A 15,127-nucleotide genomic window follows, 5' to 3' on the forward strand; every position below is an offset into this window, starting at 1 on the left:
TCTCCCTTTACGTTATTAAGCCCATTATTTGTAGTTACCTAAGATAGTCTCTCCTACTTCAAATTATCTGAATCCTTTCATAAAAGATCCAATACCTTTGACAATAGGCGAAACCTGATGATACGTATTTGCCATTTGTCCGACTGTATTAAGCATTTTATCGATATCTACTTGACCGTTTTTATCCTGAAAGTAGCTCATTAAATTCTTTGGAGGCTGGTTCAATGATTGGCCTGGCGCACCAACAGGCGGGTATTGATTACTCCATTGCGCTTGTTGAATTGTTTGCAGTGGTTGCTGCGGTTTTGCAAAATGTTCATATGGTGTAACAAAATTTGGCGCAACTCCCTCTTGTGGTGTAATTTCTCCATTTGGACTATGAGCTTGTGCCGAATATGGGAGTGATGGTGTATGACTATAATAGTGTGGGTAATATGACGATCTCCAGTTATTCATGTGAACACCTCTTAACACTTATTATTTATTTCTATTTTATGCAATAAATGATTAAGTGGTTAATAAAAGAAGATGAACAATATATGATTAAATTCCAAGTACACGCTGCAACTTACTTTTTTGCATACCCAGAACAATTTCATTATTAACAAACGTGGCTGGTGTACCGTAGATTCTTTCACCTTGTAGTTCTTTCATATAGTCTTTATTTACAGAAGTATTTTTCTTGGTATATGGAACATTCCCATCCTCTAATAAAGAAAGAACTTTATTACATTGTCTACAATTATTACTAACATAAACAACGACATCTTGTTCAATCATGCTGCGCCTCCTCCTTCTATTTTATTTGGCATGTCCTATTCAATTATCCAATACCCCGATTCTCTATCTATAAACCCATCTTCGAAAAATAAATAATACAAATTACCTATGAAAATAAAATAATATATGATAATTATTATTTTTTGTGTCACACTAAAAAACTCCTTTCCGGCGTCGGATAGGAGTTTTTGTAATTAGTATAATAATTCATCTAATACTGTCTGACCGCTTATTAAATCAAAACTTTTATTTCTAGCTTTTGGAACCGATAATAGATGCACAATTGTAGCAGCTACATCCTCCCTTGGTATCATACCAAATCCATCTATATGTTCTTGCATTTGCACTTTACCTGTACCAGCTTCATTAGTTAGCCCGCCAGGACGTATAATTGTATAGTTTAAACCAGAATCTTTTAAATACTCGTCAGCACGATGTTTAGCAAAAAGATAATGTTTCATCTCGTTTACTGACTCTGGTTGGTCGGCTTTAATTGAACTTAACATGATGAATTGTTTCACATCATATTGTTTAGCTAAATTCACCGATTTGATTGCACCTTCTTGGTCAATTATTATTGTTTTATCTGCTCCAGTGTTAGGTCCAGAACCAGCTGCGAAAATCACAGCGTCAACATTAAAAAACGCATTTGAAAAGTCACTTTCTAGATCGCCTAAAACTGTTTTTGCACCCATCTCTTCAAAGAAGGGAATTTGATCTGTATCTCTTATCATGGCAATAGGTTGGTGGTCAGAATCTAGCAATTTCTGAACAATGTGTTTACCAACCTTGCCATTAGCACCTATAACTAATACATTCATACTTTTCCTCCTTTTCAAATCTAATCATGTTATTCCCAAGTAGAATAGATAATAAACTGCTCTCGCTACCTTTTTTTGTTAAAAGTGCTATAAGAACAAAAAAAAACAAACCGCCTATCCATTTACTAAGATAAGCGGTTCGTTTCATGAAAACTTGACCCGTACGTCAAGATTCTCTAGTTCAACAAGTGTCTCTATAATACTTGTTGAACTAGTATTTATAGAGCAGAGACATCCCAATCTCAACTACTATATTAATCGCCACAAATAATCTTAGCAGTGACAAAAATCACATTAAAACTATTCTGTTGCTACCAATTTATTTCTTTAGTTGATCAGCATGCATTCCCATTTTCTTTAACAAGTGTATTGCCTGTCTTTTTTCCTCTGTTGTGAGGCCGTCAGTTATCGATTCTATCTGCTGCCAATGTTCTGGAAAAATTTCATTCAATAGGATTTTCCCATCATCAGTAATTGAAGCATAAGTTATTCGACGGTCCTTTTCACAAGGCTTTCTAGTAACATATCCCTTTTGCTCTAACTTATCGACAACATAAGTTATGCTACCACTTGCTAATAAAATTTTATCTCCAATTTTTTGTAATGGCTGCTCCCCTTGGTGATAAAGAAGTTCCAATACACCAAATTCGGTGGGGTTTAATCCTTTTTTCCGAATATCAACGGTTACTTGGTCCACTACTGAACGATACGCCTTTGTTAATACAACAAACAATTTTAATGAGGGATCCTGCTTTTTCTGATTATATAATTGTTTATCCATTACACTCACCCTCTCTAAAGTTATCTCGAATTAAACGTATTATATTAAATTCTGGATTCCATTGTCAAACATCCGCCATCTATACAGTTTTGTACTATTATGGCATACTAAAAGTGAATTATATAGAAAGCGGTGCTCAATTTGATATCTGATACCGGGGAACGCGTGATACCAGAATTAATGAATCCAATGAATAATCTACTGCTTGAACACATTGCAAGATATCAATTTTCTTTAACCCTTGTTAAAGGGAGAGTTCTTGATTTATCCTGTGGTGCGGGTTATGGAACTCATATGATTGCTACGAAAAAGAAATCGGATGTAGTTGAAATAATAGGTGTCGACATTGACCCTGAAATTATCAAGTATGCTAAGGGCAAATACTATCATCCAAAGTCTTCCTTCCAAGTTGTTGATGCCACTGATGAAAATCTTGTCGACAAGCTTGGGCAGTTTGATACGATTGTTAGCTTCGAAACACTTGAGCATATTGAACAAGAAAGTAAATTATTAAACAATTACTATTCATTATTAAAGCCAGGCGGAATTCTAGTTATTTCTACACCGTTCGGTAAGGGAAGAGGTATACCTTGTGGCTCACCCTTCCATGTTCATCAATTAATACCTGAAGAATTTCACACACTTTTTGAAATCTATTCTGAGAAAGAATTTTATTGTCAAAGAGGTGTGTTAATTGAACCATATCAAACAGCTCGTAACTATCCGTTAGGAATTGCTGTATGTAAAAAATAAATCATTGACTACTGATAAAGTGAATGATTTATAGGTTTTGACCTTCTTTTCGTTATTTTCATAAAGTACACGTACAAAAAAACGACAGACAAATACGGGAAAGATATACTCAAGGCCACTATGATAAATAACAAAATAATTAAACTAGTATTCCTAGCGGATATCCTATCAGATGACCTACTTAAAATATAACAGCGTTCATTAATTAACTCTGAAGTGAAATAAATTGTTACACATATGTAAAAGACAAGTTGCAAAGGTATCCACAGTATATGTTGGGAATAAAACACTAGAACTGTTGCTATGATTAGTAAAACAAATACTCCTCCACCATAAACCCATGTCAAAAAAGATTGTTTCCAGGCTTGTAAGTCCCATGGCAAACTAAATACTAATTTATCGTCAAATCCTCCCACAAAGAAGCTCGCTGCCATTTGACCAAACAAGAAAACAGCAATACTTACTCCAACTCCGACCGTCCACTCATTATGAAAACTCAGTAACACCATAATTAGTACAATTCCACCAATTGTTTGGAAGACTTGAACTTTATGCTCAAAAAAGTATAACTTCCAAAGTCTTCGATACATTTGATTTGGGTTCTGATAGGAGAAGGCTTGTTTTGTTTTGTTACTTCTGAATAACTGCTGTAACAACCCATATTTCTTTGGGGCTTTGATTTCTACATTAGATATTTTATTAATAAACCACATGCTCCAGATCAATTGATCATTCGTTTCAACCACTTTCATCCAGTTAACATGTCTGAACAGTTTTTTTGACAAAGCAATATTTATTCCGACTAATAATACGTAAAAGAATACGATAGCAATCCATTGATCAATGGAAAAAAATTCAACTGATAGTCTCACCAATCCTGCCAACACGATTACAACAAAAATTATACTTATCTTAGCAACGGTACCACGTTGATACAGTCTCCATTGTGGAATCATCATTAACGTTTGAACTGTATAAACCAATCCAAGTACCGACAACAGAAATAATCCGGATAGATCTGTAACTAGCATAAGCAAAATTATCGTAGCAAGTAGTACAGCAGCAAGTAATTTAATTAACTTCTCTAGTAAACAGTATTTCCACAGTTGATTTCTTGAATGCGGTAAAAGACTTAACATAAGTTCGGCACTCGAAAACACTATACCCGGTCTAACAAAAGAACCAATCATCGAGCGGAGGATTATAAGATAGATTACACTTTGGTAATTACTTTTAAGTATCTCTTCAACTTTAAAAATCTGAGCTTGGTATTGTTGGATTTCACTATATAAAATTAATCCACCAAACACAATAAACGCTGCCAGATAGATAGAGATGGTTACATCAAGACTTACACCTAGCGCAAGTTTGTACAATTTTTGTTTTTTCTTTATTCTATTTTTCTTTACATTAATATAAGCATTTAATGTAGAAGAATTTGAACTCATTACTCAAATCTCCTTTTCAATTCTGGAAGAGAACTAATTGGTCCTTGATCAACAATTTTACCTTGTTGTAACATAATATAGTTATCAGCAAAATCCTTAATTCTGTCCAACTGGTGAGATGTAAGCAAAATAGTTGTTCCCATTTTAGCCTTCTCAACAATTTTTTCTTGTAAATAATCACTTGCATATACATCAAGTCCCATAAACGGCTCATCAATAAGCATTAACGACACATCAGGTAAGAGAGCACAAATTGCTTGCACCTTCTGACGCATTCCTTTGGAAAGAGATTCTGGGTATTGATCCAACTTATCATCAATTTCCATATGCTTAATAAATTCGTTAATCCGTTCTGATAATTGAAATTCTTCCACTTGATAACTTTGTCCATATAACTGAAAATGCTGCATAATAGTTAGCTCAGATAATAAAAATGGCTCTTCTGGAATGTACGATAAATCTCGTTTAAAAGTTAAAAAGGCATCATCTTGATCAATATGATGAAGAGAAACCTTCCCTTCTTTTTTTTCCTGCCAACCTAGAATCGTTTTCATAATCGTTGATTTACCTGATCCGTTATGACCAATGAGTGCAGTAACTGTGCCTGGCCTAACGGTAAAGGATATTTGATCTAAAATCACGTCATCTCTAATTGAAACAGTAACGTCCTGTAATTGTAACCCTTCCACCAGCTCCACACCCTTTCTCCATTTTTCATACGGCAGTATCCGCCTCACTAGTTTCTTATTCTGCTAAACTTTTCATATTCCTTTTTTAACAACAAAAAAAGATACTCAATCAGTAGAGTATCTTTACGGTTTAAATTGCTATTGCACAATCAGAGTCGACTTCATTTGGGAATGTCCAGTCCCACAAGCTATATTACAGTAAATAACATATTCACCAGGCTCTTCTGGAGTAAAGGTCGCTGAACCATCACCTTGAATTTTAACACCAAATTCATCGATTCCTATTCCATGCATTCCTTCTTCGGTAGTAAAATTAATAGTAACTGGCTCTCCTTTTGATACAGTGTACTCTGCTTGATCGAATTCAAAATTTGATGCCGTCATAGTAATAACTTGTCCCTCGTTACCATCAGCCGCTTCGTTTTGTACCGTATCATCCGAGTTTTCTCCACCTCCACAAGCTGTGAGAAACACTATAAGACCTACTGTTATCAAAGTAAGTAAACTTTTTTTCATAACTTAGATATCCCCCTCTTACTTTTTCACTCTTATAGTAGTATAGCTCTTCTCAACAGCTGATTAAACTCCTTTATATTGACACTTTAGTGAACAAGTTGATGAAAAGAACAAAAGCGTAGGCGCCGGAGCTGGACATCGAAGCGCGAAATTTATGGCCTGCTTCTGTTAACCCATATCTTCTTTAAAAGCGAAGCCCTTCGATTAAACACCCCGGTGGACAGAGCGCCGCAATTAATTACCAAGGTCATTAATTACATTTACTAAGTCATTTTAAATGGAGTTAAATCAGCGTTTTTCACTTTTCATATCATTTTGAGTAGTAAATCCTCAAAAATTTAAGAAAAAACTCCCGCTCATATCGGGAGTTTTGCTTTGTATTTCTATTAACCCAATTGCTGTTGTAAAAACTCTTCTACTTCTTCGGGTGTTTTTGTGTACGCGCTATGTTGGTGAGCTAGCTTTTCACCATTTTGAAAGATCAGGATACTTGGAATACCCATAACATCATGTTCTTGTGCAATTCCTGCTACTTCATCACTGTTGACTTCGTACCATTCATATTGCTTATATTCTTCCAATATATCACCAATAAACATATCCATTCGCTTACAATCCGGACACCAATCAGCAAAGAATTTCACAATTACTGGTTTCTCAGAGTTAATCACTTCATTAAATTGTTCATTTGTTTTAATTTGTTCCATAACCAAAACCCCCTTCTTAAAGGTAAAAGTACCATTGCTGTTCAACCCAATCAAGTTTTGTGCCTATTGTTTATATTCAATTCGCCCTAATAAAAAAGCGACAAGTAAGCCTGTTGCGAATGTTAAAACACTTGTTATCAATCCTTCAGCACTTACCGGCCAACCTGGAAAGATAACAAAAACTGACCCGATAACGAGTCCAATCACAACAGCAAATGTTCCAGTCGTGTAATTTTCTAAGAAGAAATGGATGACCTTACTCATAGTTAATATACCCAACAAAATTCCAATTCCTACAACAGCAATAACATTGAAATTCAGTACATTTATAGCGTTTAACACAGTACTGTAGGAACCAATAATTAACAATAAAAATGAGCCACTCACACCTGGTAATATCATTGCCGCACTAGCCAAAAAACCAGACATAAATAACCATAAATAAGAGGTTAACGTGAAATTAGTCAACGGCTCTGTCTCTTCTGAACCCCCAAAAAGCATCGAAGTTACAATGGCCGCACCAATGAAAAGAAGTAATATATGTTTTGCTTTAAAGTTACTCTTAGCATCAGATTTATGAAATAAGTACGGTAATACGCCAATAATTAACCCTAAAAAGGCGAATTGTGTTGGTCCTGGATGATATTCAAATAACCATTCGATTAGTCCTGCTAGTACCTTAATAGCAACAAGAATGCCAACACCCAAAGGGATTAAAAAACCTAAGTGCCTTTTCCACTCCTTACTAAAAAAACCATTTATTGCTTCGATTAATTGCTCATAGATACCAAGTACGACAGCGATTGTCCCACCACTTACGCCTGGAACTACGTCACTTGCGCCCATTAGCAGACCACGATAAATATTTTTCCACTCCATTTAGTTATCTCCTTTAGTACGTAGTAGTACCACTTTCTCTCTCCAATTCATAATCTCAGATAGTATATCAAAATTTACGGTGAAATTATATATTAATTACCACGTAATGACAATTCAAGAGGAATTAAAAAGGAGTCCATTCACGTTTGGAACATAGTATTCGACAATTAAAGTAAGTATTGAATTTCAAATACAATGATACGTTTATTAATTCTTCATTCAACTAATTACTTTCTATAAATTCTAAGTCTGGCATCCATTGTGACATGTGTTGCTTGATTTCTCGGTAATGTTCATCAGCATTAGATAATTGATTATTTGTAAGTTGGTACATAGGCATCACTTTATAAGACTGTTCTTTATCTGACATGACAAATGTAGGCAAGAACTGGGGTTTTTTTAAGTTTATCGTTTGCTCACCGCCCCTTGTTGTCTTCTCTATAGTGAAACTGACGACACCACCAATTCTACGATAAAAGTCATCTTGACCTGATAAGAAATTCCCTAATGAATAAGCCACTAATGTTTCGTTTCCATTCTTTCCTTCTACCCATTCAACTGGTTGGAGAACATGAGGGTGATGCCCAATTACAGCATGAACTCCTTGATCAGCAGCAAACTGAACTAGCTCTTTTTGTTCATCACTAGGCATTCTTTGATACTCAGTCCCAAAGTGGAGACTCAGGATGATAACATCAGCTTTATCTTTAGCCATTTTGACATCACTGGATATCTTTTCCTTATCTATTAAATTGACCAAATAATCTTTCCCCTCTGGAACTGGGATACCATTCGTTCCATAGGTAAAGCTTAAGAAAGCAACATCTATATTTTCTTCTGTTTGGTAAACACGGATTTTCTCACTATCTTCCTCATTTTTGTAAGAACCTGTGTACATCATATCAATTGTTTCCCAGTGTCCAATTGCACTCTGAACAGCCTCCTCACCACGATCTAAAGTATGATTGTTTGCCAAGGTTACTACGTCAACACCGACATCGAGTAAAGCATCTCCTACCTCATGCGGGCTGTTAAACATAGGGTAAGTGGACAGACCCAAATCAGTGCCTCCAATCATTGTCTCTTGGTTAGCCATTGTAATTGTTGATTGCTCTAAAAACGGCTTTACATCCGTTAGCATTGGACTAAAGTCATAACCTTCATTTGTCTGTGCGTCCTTATATACTCTACTATGGATTAACATATCTCCTATTGCCGACAAGGTAATTTCATTCGTTATCGTCCTAGGTTCCTTGGGCATCTCTTTTTGCGTAAGCTCCGAAACTTTCGCTTTTTGTAGTGCCTCGCTATTTTTATCTGAATTACTACTTTCTTCTTTTAATCCACAGGCAGAAATAAAAATAGCTACAAATAAGGATAAAATTAATGCAATTACTTTTTTATTCACCAGGATGTCTCCTTTCTTGTAACTAATCGTCAGTTCTTGTTACTGTGTATTTCCCTTTTATCTTACAACATATTACAACTTTTTAGAAAATTAATTTAATTAATAACATAATACCTATTTACCCCATCAAGGATTAAACCTTTTCAAACTATATGTTGTTGGTGATATGGCTTGATAGTGTAATTATGAAATTGACTCTATTTGTTATGTTTCTAACCTTTCTAAATCTTATGCGCGTTTAAAGGTGAGACAAACCCAAAAAATGGAAAACTATACTATTTTCTTATACCAATGAATAAACTTGATTAATAAACATATGAAAATAACCTCTCACCTGAATTCCGAGTGAAAGGTTTAGTTATTGTTTTTCCGCATTATTTGTATCAATAGTTGATAGTATAACAAAGGAGTTGAGCTATTTTGGCCGATTTTATCCGAGGTGCATCTTTCGAACATCAATTTTGGCTACAAGTGCTAGGTGATCACTCAAGGTTTATACGAGATTCTCTCTATCCAAAAGAAACAGAGGATATTGAACTAGCAAGAGATTTTGTCACGCGCTTTGATAACTTACTTGAGCAATCTAAAACCATAACTGAATCAAATGCTATTGCCTTCACTAAACAAGCGGAATCAGCTGTTGATCACCTTAAACAATTCAAGCTTTCTATTATTAAAAGACATTTGATTGGTGGAATCGGAATTCATTTAAGTCCTACATTCATTAACCATATGGTTAACGAATTAGAAGAGTATCAACTTGTGCTAAATCATTTAAAACAAGGGGAGTTACCACCTGTTTATCATGAGCTTCACCATCATTTAGTTTGGTTATTAGATGCTTCCGGTCATGCCGGTGCCATTAATGATGAAATGGACGGCGTTGAAAAAAGATTGAAGAGTAAAAGTAAGGAATTTTCCAAGCATTTTAGTAACTTTTATTTAAAAGCAATAGAACTAACTGGCTATTTACGGTCGAATATTGACTCATTTCCTGCTTTAGATAGATTTAACACGGATGTCGAAGTAGAATTAAACCTATTTCGAACATTTCTACATGAATTGGAAGAAATGGAACTATCCGAAACTGTACTTGGAACATTCTCTGCTTTAATGGCCGACCATATGGCCAGGGAAGAATGTTATTATCTAATGAAACTTGCAGAATCAACAAGTTCTACTCCCCTAGATTGTGACCCTACAAAACCAAGAACAGTTGATCCCAATTAGAGACTACAAAAAGGATTTTCCCTTTTGTAGTCTGCTTATTTTTAAAGGTATAATATAGCTTGAGGTGATTGTATGGAATTAAATAAAGCTATTGATTATGCTTCACGAAAACATGATGGTCAAAAACGAAAATTGGATGAGACGCCCTACATATCGCACCCTTTTCGGGTTGGTATGCTACTATTACAAGATGGACTTGAAGAAGATATTGTTACTGCTGGTTTACTACATGATGTAGTCGAAGATACAGACGGGACTCTCGAAGAAATCAGCCAGATATTCGGCGAAAAAGTTGCACAGCTTGTTGCTTACGCATCCGAGCCGGATAAGTCGCTTTCCTGGCATGAGCGTAAACAACATACAATTGAAACAATTAAAAACGCCCCACTAGAAGCAAAGCTTGTAGTATGTGCCGACAAGATTGATAATTTAACATCTATTCTTGAAAAAGAGCATGAAATTGGCATTACTATATGGGACTCTTTTAAAGCAGGCAAAGAAAAACAAAAATGGTATTACTCATCTATCTATAATAGCTTGGTTCATGAACTAAACGAAAATGAACATCCTGCGTTATTTAATAGGTATAAAAAAATGCTTGAGACATTTGTTTGATAGTGGAGAGCTAGATAATAGTTAGGATGCCTAAGCATTTGAGTATCATTTAAGAATAATCCTATCTGTTTTAGGATGATGGCAACACCCAGTTTGTTATAACACTTTTTAAAAAGTCTTTTAAAAAATGTTATTTTTATGTTTTAACTAATTAAAACACGGGTAAATATAAATTATAACCATATAGAAACAAATGATTTTTGAAAGGATGTTTATACATGGGAAGAAAGATACAATATCAACCCACTAAACAAGTTGGAGTTGAATTATCAGATGCACAAGAGGTGCACTACAACAAAGACTTCAAACAAGCTGATATTGCTGGCGGTTATAGAAAACAAGCATTAAATAGAAAAGAAGAATAATAAACTTATAATACAAGAGGTTAGGTAGTTCGGCCCCCCCGCTACCTAACCTCTTTTTGTTGTTTTTTTAAATCTAATTCCTTCCTTACGTTAGGCTTTTTTCTAAAAGATTGTTTGCTATTTCTAGTTATTGAACCTTACTGAGTAATTTCTATAGACTCCGACGTAACTTTGGTTAGAATTTAATTCTTCCAGTGAATCGAGTGCTATACGACCGCTTCAGCAGAATACTTCGCTTTCCATGGGCACGGCCTCAGCCTCCTCAGAATTAAAGAACAATTCTTCCGGGGTCTTCGGCTCGTGGGACGGCGATTACTCGTCCCATCGAAACCCTTTCGCTGTTCCCATAGGAGTCTTCGTATTCTGCTTTCGCTGAGTAGTGGTGTTCTGATTAGCGAGTACCTATTTACCGTCAATTCAACATTTTTCGGAGTTCTTCCCACTTTAATAGAAAGCTATTCTAAGCGGAGGAAATACACGAAGACTCCTTGAAAATTCACAAACCGAATTTTCTGCGTGCGATGATGATTCAAGGATGTCTATTCAAGTCCTGCGGGAGGAAAGGCATAGATGAGACCCAGCAGTGCGCAGCACGAGGAGGCTCAGCAGCCCCCCGCGGAAAGCGAAGTGTATTTCCGCAGCGCTGATTTAGCACTCATCTTTTTTTCTGTTAAATAGTTACTATTTCTATACGATACATTCTTTTTTCATTTATAATATAAATATAGTAACTATGAAGAGAGGATATGGTGAAGGAATGCTTCTGAGTCTTATCGAAATAACAATAAGTTTATCAATAGGTATCATAATTCATTTATTAGGATTTCTAACTAGAAGATTTAATGAAAAATTAGCTAATACCCTGGAAATAACTAGTGCCCTGGTTGCACTTGGAGTTGTTTTTTATCAATATACTTTCCTAGACAGCTTTATGTATATAGCATTTATCTCAAGTGGCTGGCTTGCATTTTTTTCTTTAACAGAAGGGGAAGCGAAATATCGTGAACTAAAAGAAGAACTCCGTTCAATTCATGTCGAAAACGTTAAATTAAACCGAAAATTGTCACGAATCTTTCTTGACTTTGGATTCGCAGCGGTTGTGTTTGCTAGCGCAATTTTATTTTTAATCTTTGGACCAGAAACGAGTCCGTTAAAATTTTTTATCGCTTACACAATACTCTCAGCAGCTACTGTGATGGTGAAAAGATTTATAACTTACGCTCATGTAAAAGTCTGTTATTCAAAAGATACTGAAACTTTATATATACTTTCTAGATTTAATGCGAGGAAATTCCCTACCAAAGATTTGCAAACAGTTAAAGTTGAATCATCAGCAGATATACTAAAGCTACATCCATACTTCTCATTGTTCACAACAAATTCTGATTTCACCACGAGCTTTCAACAAGTATTGAGACTTCATTTCCCAGGAGAAACTGTGTACCTTACTGTAAATGAAACAGAAACTTGGAGAACTACTTTAGAAAACAACACACTATCCGAAAAGGTTGAAAAGCCACTGAGCATCCTGCCCTTTTACCATAAGAAAAACATCAAACGCTTACTCGGAAAGCTTTACTTTGCCATGACTGTTAAAGGGATTTCCGCCTACACAGGTTTGTTATTATTATTATATTTTCTCAAAACACCAATGTGGTTAATGATTACTTTTGCCCTATTCTACTGGATTTTCAATTTATATATATCGGATCGTATCCTAAGTATTGCCATGGACGCCAAGGAAACAAAAAATTCAGAAGTTATCGCATCAGCAAAAAAAGTTTTTAAAAATGCTGGGATTCCAGATGTGAAAGTTTACGAGACAGAATCTGATCAATATAACGGTCTAGCGACAGGAATGAATATTGGACGATCGATGGTAACACTGACGACCGCTACCATTAAGCTACCTATTGAAACGATTGAAGGAATACTCGCACACGAGGCTGTGCATGTAAAAAAACGTGATGTCATGTGGGGACAAATTTGGAACACCGCCTTTTTACTCATTATGCTAGGTATCCTTTACCTCTTAGTTGAGAACATATCTGATTTAGAAGCAAACGCAATTCCACTGTTTTTCGTCATTTGGTTTTTAATGATACTTTATCCAGTATATCAATCCTTCTATTCACAATTGATGGAGGTTCGAGCTGATCATTTAGGTGCTTCTTTTCTTAAGGGTGGTACTGTTCAAATGGCCGAAAGTCTAACTACACTTGCTAATAGACAAGATGATGATTCACTAAAGAATCTTGAGTATAGTGCAGCAAAGGGGGAGAATAGAGTAAAAGAGTCTTCTCTTGACCGGTCATCTTGGTGGCTTCGAATTTTGGAGTTTCAAATGCTTCCCCATCCCCCAATGTATTGGCGAGTAAAAGTACTAACAGAACATGGGTACAGTTGGGGACGAACAATATGTAAACATTGGTTTATAGATCGACACAAAGAGTCATTTTCGTTCAAAAAATTAAGGAACTAAACAGACATTTCGAAAAACAAAGGAAGGACTAGAAGTATTTTATCTTCTAGTCCTTTAAATGGTCATTTATGTTGGTTGTAATTTAAAAATGTGACATTCACGTTTTAGTTAAGTCGTATTTCTCTCTTATATGATTTGGTGCGACTTTAATAATTTGTTGTAGAATTAAGCTAGCAATTGCAACATCATCAACGATTCCAAATACTAATAAATAATCAGGAATAATATCAAAAGGGAAGATAATGTAACCGATAATTAATAGTACAGAGAACATCTTGGTACCCAATTTTACATCGCTAGATAAAAAGAATTCTTTTAAAAAAGGAATGGATTTTTTAAAATTAAATAAAAATTTCAATCTACGCCCAAATCTAATCATCTGACTCTCCCTCCGTTTCATTATTAAAAGGACTTTACTTCAAACTTAAAAATTAATCCTTCTTTATCAATAGCAGGCGATCATCTTGATCTGATGGATTCCCCCTACCATCTGTATTATTTGTTATAAAATAAACCCCCGCTTCAGTTGCAAGAACATCACGGATCCTACCATATCCATCCAAAATAATCTCCTGAGATGCAGATTCGACATCAAACCTTCGTATCGCTTCTCCTCGTAGACTCGCGAAATAAAATTCTCCATTTAAAAATGTCATTCCAGAAGGTGCCCACGTGAATTCATCCGAATACACTAATGGTACTTCCATTCCATCTCGTGTTTGATTTGCCTCAATTTCTGGCCAGCCATAATTATTGCCTGGGCGAATACGATTAATTTCATCGTGTGCTTGGTTACCATGTTCGGTAGCATATAAATTTCCAGCCTCGTCCCATGCTAGACCTTGCGGGTTGCGGTGTCCAAGTGTGTACAGGTAAGAATCTTCAAATGGATTGTCATTTGGTATGGTACCATCTTGATTGATTCTTAAAATTTTCCCAGCAAGACTATCTAAGTCCTGCGCTAGGTCAGGGTTTGTTGCATCACCGGTTGTAGCATAGATCTTTTGATCGGGACCTATTTCAATTCTACCTCCTTGATGATAATTCCCACCTGGAATTTCATCAATTAATACACCCGTTTCTACCCACTGATTATCTTTTTCTTGTATTGTTACAATTCGTTGAAATACACCTTGTTCATTTGCATAAGAATAATAGGCAAAAGCTTCTTTATTCTCAACAAATGAATCGGGGAATGCTAGACCAAGTAATCCCGCCTCCGGGCGATCTGCTAGGGATTTTTCTAAATGGACCGGCTTTTTTATGACTTCATTCTCTACAATCTTAGCTATTGAACCCGGCCGTTCGCTTATATAGATAGCTTCATTAAATTGCACTATCTCCCAAGGGGCATTTAAATTACTGGCAATAACTTCTATTTCACTACTTCCACTAACAGCTTCACTCCCACTTGGTTGTTTCTCTGATATAGGTTGTGAATCCTCTTGATTGTCCGTTTTAGAACTTTCTGAGTTATTTCCCGAATTTTCCAAACCTGCACAACCAACAAGAAGAAATAAAGTTAATAGCATTAAATACTTATTAATAACTATCACTCCTAATCTATTTGACCTTGTAAATTCTCTCAATTATCAATATATCCTTAAATGAATAGAGAAAAACCAGTGAATCGTAATTAATTCACTGGTTTAG

Annotated in this window: 17 protein-coding genes; 5 read left to right on the top strand and 12 right to left on the bottom strand. The window is 35.5% G+C overall.

What is annotated here, in order from left to right; genetic code table 11:
- Positions 1-63: 63 nt before the first annotated feature.
- From LD272_RS18930 to LD272_RS18945, 4 genes are all read right to left on the bottom strand, one after another.
- A complete protein-coding gene (locus LD272_RS18930) occupies positions 64-456 on the bottom strand; it encodes a YppG family protein (protein WP_226038162.1) in 393 nt (130 codons plus the stop codon).
- A gap of 87 nt (positions 457-543) precedes the next feature.
- Complete coding sequence (locus LD272_RS18935) at positions 544-780, bottom strand: glutaredoxin family protein (RefSeq protein WP_226038163.1); 237 nt, start codon at positions 778-780, stop codon at positions 544-546.
- A 194-nt stretch (positions 781-974) separates the two neighbouring features.
- Entirely contained in the window at positions 975-1,601 is a 627-nt protein-coding gene (locus LD272_RS18940; protein ID WP_226038164.1) for an SDR family oxidoreductase, read from the bottom strand.
- Between the two features lie 319 nt (positions 1,602-1,920).
- A complete protein-coding gene (locus LD272_RS18945) occupies positions 1,921-2,382 on the bottom strand; it encodes a MarR family winged helix-turn-helix transcriptional regulator (protein ID WP_226038165.1) in 462 nt (153 codons plus the stop codon).
- Positions 2,383-2,523: 141 nt separating this feature from the next.
- Here LD272_RS18945 and LD272_RS18950 point away from each other — a divergent pair, with 141 nt between their 5' ends.
- Positions 2,524-3,135, top strand: a complete 612-nt coding sequence (locus LD272_RS18950) for a class I SAM-dependent methyltransferase (protein ID WP_226038166.1) — start codon at positions 2,524-2,526, stop codon at positions 3,133-3,135.
- A gap of 8 nt (positions 3,136-3,143) precedes the next feature.
- On the opposite strand, the gene LD272_RS18955 is transcribed toward LD272_RS18950, so the two are convergent.
- The 6 genes from LD272_RS18955 to LD272_RS18980 form a co-directional block, all read right to left on the bottom strand.
- On the bottom strand, positions 3,144-4,583 hold the full coding sequence (locus LD272_RS18955) for a hypothetical protein (RefSeq protein ID WP_226038167.1): 1,440 nt from the start codon (positions 4,581-4,583) through the stop codon (positions 3,144-3,146).
- Positions 4,583-5,272, bottom strand: coding sequence for an ABC transporter ATP-binding protein (locus tag LD272_RS18960; RefSeq protein ID WP_226038168.1), 690 nt, complete (start codon positions 5,270-5,272; stop codon positions 4,583-4,585). Before LD272_RS18960 ends, LD272_RS18955 begins: the two co-directional genes overlap by 1 nt.
- Positions 5,273-5,410: 138 nt before the next feature.
- Entirely contained in the window at positions 5,411-5,788 is a 378-nt protein-coding gene (locus LD272_RS18965) for a cupredoxin domain-containing protein (protein ID WP_226038169.1), read from the bottom strand.
- 386 nt (positions 5,789-6,174) lie between these two features.
- Entirely contained in the window at positions 6,175-6,495 is a 321-nt protein-coding gene (locus LD272_RS18970; RefSeq protein ID WP_226038170.1) for a thioredoxin family protein, read from the bottom strand.
- A 63-nt stretch (positions 6,496-6,558) separates the two neighbouring features.
- On the bottom strand, positions 6,559-7,374 hold the full coding sequence (locus LD272_RS18975) for a DUF368 domain-containing protein (RefSeq protein ID WP_226038171.1): 816 nt from the start codon (positions 7,372-7,374) through the stop codon (positions 6,559-6,561).
- Positions 7,375-7,597: 223 nt separating this feature from the next.
- The gene (locus LD272_RS18980) at positions 7,598-8,782 is read right to left on the bottom strand and encodes a CapA family protein (RefSeq protein WP_226038172.1); all 1,185 of its coding nucleotides are present in this window, start codon (positions 8,780-8,782) and stop codon (positions 7,598-7,600) included.
- A 420-nt stretch (positions 8,783-9,202) separates the two neighbouring features.
- Between LD272_RS18980 and LD272_RS18985 the strand changes: the two genes are divergently transcribed.
- The 4 genes from LD272_RS18985 to LD272_RS19000 all read left to right on the top strand — a co-directional run bounded on the left by LD272_RS18985 (position 9,203) and on the right by LD272_RS19000 (position 13,474).
- A complete protein-coding gene (locus tag LD272_RS18985) occupies positions 9,203-10,012 on the top strand; it encodes a DUF2935 domain-containing protein (protein WP_226038173.1) in 810 nt (269 codons plus the stop codon).
- 72 nt (positions 10,013-10,084) lie between these two features.
- Positions 10,085-10,627 carry an HD domain-containing protein gene (locus LD272_RS18990; RefSeq protein WP_226038174.1) on the top strand — a complete coding sequence of 181 codons (543 nt, stop codon included), beginning with the start codon at positions 10,085-10,087 and terminating at the stop codon, positions 10,625-10,627.
- A 218-nt stretch (positions 10,628-10,845) separates the two neighbouring features.
- Positions 10,846-10,992: a YfhE family protein gene (locus tag LD272_RS18995; RefSeq protein WP_226038175.1), complete on the top strand. Its 147-nt coding sequence runs from the start codon at positions 10,846-10,848 to the stop codon at positions 10,990-10,992.
- 757 nt (positions 10,993-11,749) lie between these two features.
- Positions 11,750-13,474, top strand: a complete 1,725-nt coding sequence (locus tag LD272_RS19000; RefSeq protein ID WP_226038176.1) for a M56 family metallopeptidase — start codon at positions 11,750-11,752, stop codon at positions 13,472-13,474.
- A 97-nt stretch (positions 13,475-13,571) separates the two neighbouring features.
- Here the strand turns inward: LD272_RS19000 and LD272_RS19005 are convergent, their stop codons facing one another.
- Together LD272_RS19005 and LD272_RS19010 are read right to left on the bottom strand one after the other, a co-directional pair.
- The gene (locus LD272_RS19005) at positions 13,572-13,853 is read right to left on the bottom strand and encodes a YkvA family protein (protein ID WP_226038177.1); all 282 of its coding nucleotides are present in this window, start codon (positions 13,851-13,853) and stop codon (positions 13,572-13,574) included.
- Between the two features lie 52 nt (positions 13,854-13,905).
- A complete protein-coding gene (locus tag LD272_RS19010) occupies positions 13,906-15,063 on the bottom strand; it encodes a PQQ-dependent sugar dehydrogenase (RefSeq protein ID WP_226038178.1) in 1,158 nt (385 codons plus the stop codon).
- Between the last annotated feature and the right edge of the window lie 64 nt (positions 15,064-15,127).

Source organism: Aquibacillus saliphilus (assembly GCF_020404745.1).
In the GTDB taxonomy this organism is placed as follows: Bacteria; Bacillota; Bacilli; order Bacillales; family Amphibacillaceae; genus Aquibacillus; species Aquibacillus saliphilus.

What these genes read in the sequence shown, in the direction of transcription:
- LD272_RS18930 (WP_226038162.1), bottom strand. Translation starts at nt 456, where the DNA reads ATGAATAACTGGAGATCGTCATATTACCCACACTATTATAGTCATACA.
- LD272_RS18955 (WP_226038167.1), bottom strand. Translation starts at nt 4,583, where the DNA reads ATGAGTTCAAATTCTTCTACATTAAATGCTTATATTAATGTAAAGAAA.
- LD272_RS18990 (WP_226038174.1), top strand. Translation starts at nt 10,085, where the DNA reads ATGGAATTAAATAAAGCTATTGATTATGCTTCACGAAAACATGATGGT.
- LD272_RS18945 (WP_226038165.1), bottom strand. Translation starts at nt 2,382, where the DNA reads ATGGATAAACAATTATATAATCAGAAAAAGCAGGATCCCTCATTAAAA.
- LD272_RS18940 (WP_226038164.1), bottom strand. Translation starts at nt 1,601, where the DNA reads ATGAATGTATTAGTTATAGGTGCTAATGGCAAGGTTGGTAAACACATT.
- LD272_RS18995 (WP_226038175.1), top strand. Translation starts at nt 10,846, where the DNA reads ATGGGAAGAAAGATACAATATCAACCCACTAAACAAGTTGGAGTTGAA.
- LD272_RS18935 (WP_226038163.1), bottom strand. Translation starts at nt 780, where the DNA reads ATGATTGAACAAGATGTCGTTGTTTATGTTAGTAATAATTGTAGACAA.
- LD272_RS19005 (WP_226038177.1), bottom strand. Translation starts at nt 13,853, where the DNA reads ATGATTAGATTTGGGCGTAGATTGAAATTTTTATTTAATTTTAAAAAA.
- LD272_RS18975 (WP_226038171.1), bottom strand. Translation starts at nt 7,374, where the DNA reads ATGGAGTGGAAAAATATTTATCGTGGTCTGCTAATGGGCGCAAGTGAC.
- LD272_RS18970 (WP_226038170.1), bottom strand. Translation starts at nt 6,495, where the DNA reads ATGGAACAAATTAAAACAAATGAACAATTTAATGAAGTGATTAACTCT.
- LD272_RS19000 (WP_226038176.1), top strand. Translation starts at nt 11,750, where the DNA reads ATGCTTCTGAGTCTTATCGAAATAACAATAAGTTTATCAATAGGTATC.
- LD272_RS18965 (WP_226038169.1), bottom strand. Translation starts at nt 5,788, where the DNA reads ATGAAAAAAAGTTTACTTACTTTGATAACAGTAGGTCTTATAGTGTTT.